General features: G+C 35.1%; 2 protein-coding genes. One reads left to right on the top strand and one right to left on the bottom strand.

Annotation, left to right across the window (positions count from 1 at the left end):
• Window positions 1–2091, top strand: a 2091-nt coding sequence (locus HOG71_04500) for a PAS domain S-box protein (protein MBT5990092.1), incomplete at its 5' end; no start/stop codon positions are given.
• Here the strand turns inward: HOG71_04500 and HOG71_04505 are convergent.
• A partial coding sequence (locus tag HOG71_04505; GenBank protein MBT5990093.1) for a peptidylprolyl isomerase occupies window positions 2088–2513 on the bottom strand: 426 nt, incomplete at its 5' end. The genes HOG71_04500 and HOG71_04505 overlap by 4 nt on opposite strands.

The raw sequence follows: 2513 nt of genomic DNA on the forward strand, positions 1-2513 counted from the left end.
CAACGAGAGCATTTAATATCTGAGCTTTTAATCAACAAATCCATTAAAAACTATGAATTGGTGTTGATTGATAAAAATGGAGACCATGTAAATTGTTACACCAGCATAGTTTTGTTATGTGATGAAAACAACATTCCCTATAAATTGATTGGTTCATTAAGGGATATAAGTTTGCGCAAATCGGTCGAATCTGAAAACACAAAACTACTATCTGCAATTGAACAAAGTCCGGTTTCGGTTGTAATAACTAACATCGAGGGAAACATCGAATACATAAATCCCAAGTTCAGTCAAATTTCAGGCTATTCGAAAAAGGAAATTCTTGGAGCAAATCCCAGAATTCTTAAATCAGGGAAACAAGAGGATTCTTTTTATCACAAATTATGGACAAGCATAAGCAATGGAAAAGTTTGGAAAGGTGAGTTTCTAAATAAACGAAAAGACGGAAGCTTATTTTGGGAAACAGCTACCATTGCTCCCATTAAAGATGAAAAAGGGAAAACAACACACTATTTTGCTGTAAAAGAAGATATTACCTCACTTAAAAACATCCAAAGCAGACTGGAAGAAAGTGAAGAGCATTATCGTATATTATTTTATGAAGCACCAAATGGCTATCAATCATTAAATAAAAAAGGTGTAATTCTTGAAGTCAACCCTGCCTGGTGCAAACTTTTAGGCTACTCAAAAGAAGAAGCCATTGGCCATAATATTCGAGAATTTTTGAATGATAATTCCAAAGAAAAACTCAAGGACGCTTTCGCTCAGTTTTTCTTAAATGGATATATTAGCAATTTGGAAATGACATTTAAGCATAAAGAGGGAAGGCAGCTAGATACTATCGTAAATGGCCGGATAGGGAAGAATACAGATGGCACATTTAAACAAACACATTGCATTTTATCTGACATTTCAGAGCGTAAAGTCTATGAAAAACAATTGCATTTGGCAAAATCAAAAGCTGAAGAATCTGATCGCTTAAAGACAGCTTTTTTGGCGAATATGTCTCACGAAATAAGAACCCCTATGAATGCTATTCTTGGGTTTTCTAATTTATTACGTGAACCATCCATCAGCAAAGATGAAATGTTCGATTATGTCAGTATAATAAATCAAAGGGGTAACGACCTTTTGCAAATTATTTCGGATATAATTGATATTTCAAGAATTGAAGCAGGAGATATTCGTATGGTCATGGAAAAGATTTCCATAAATCATCTAATCAAAGAAATACATGCTAGTTTTCTAAAAATTCTTGAATTCAATGACAAAAGCCATATTCGACTTTTATTGGATGCAGACTCACTACCCGATGAAGCTGTTATAGAAGCCGATTCTGTTCGATTAAAACAAGTATTTGAAAATTTACTTCAAAATGCTATTAAATTCACAAGTGATGGATTTATTAAAATAGGCTACAAGAAGAGTTATAACAGTATCGAATTTTTCATTCAGGATTCAGGTATTGGAATTGAACCTGATAAACAGAAAATAGTTTTTGAAAGATTCAGGCAGGCAAACGACACGCACACGCGTGACTTTGGAGGTACTGGTTTAGGCTTGGCGATTTCTAAGAATATCGTGAATCTCTTAGGTGGAGAAATGACACTTACTTCGACCATTGGTAAAGGAACAACATTCTTTTTCACGCTACCTTATTCCAATGAATTAATGGAAGATGCTATCAATACAGATGGTATTAAAGATGCTATCTATGACCAACTTGATTTAAGTGGAAAAACCATTCTGATTGTTGAGGATGTCAGTTCAAATTATATTTTCCTGGAATCAGTGTTAAACCGATTTAATGCCACAATCATTTGGGCAAAAGATGGTTTAAGTGCTATCGATATTGCTAAAAACAATCCAGACATAGACTTGGTATTGATGGATATAAGAATGCCGGGTATAAATGGATATATTGCGACAACAAGAATTCGAGAGTTTAATCCAGATATACCAATTATTGCCCAAACTGCATATGCTTTGTCCGATGACAGGGAAAAAGCAATTTCAGCCGGATGCAATGACTATCTGGCAAAACCAATAAATTTAAACGATTTAAAAAGTATGTTGGCTAAATATATTTAGCAACCACAACCACCGCTGCCACAACTACCATCATCGCAACCACTGGGTTCACAACCTCCATCATCACCACAGCCACAGCTGTTTCCATATAATCCTTTGCTCAATTCTTCAGGAGTGGCATCGCGTACGTCAACAACAATTCCTTTGAAATTGAGGTCTTTACCTGCCATGGGGTGATTGAAATCCATTTTTACATTTTCCTCGGTTATGGCAATTACTTTTCCATTGAATTGTCGACCGTGACTATCTTTCATGGGCACACTATTACCCAACTTTATCATTTCTGTATCAAGCTTACCATCTATCATGAAAGAAGCAATTGGCAAATCCATAATTGCCTGATCGTGTAATGGACCATATGCTTCATCCGATTTTAGTACAAAGTCAAATTTATTTCCAACATTTAATCCATTCAAATGCTC

The organism is Bacteroidota bacterium (assembly GCA_018698135.1).
Classification (GTDB): domain Bacteria; phylum Bacteroidota; class Bacteroidia; order CAILMK01; family JAAYUY01; genus JABINZ01.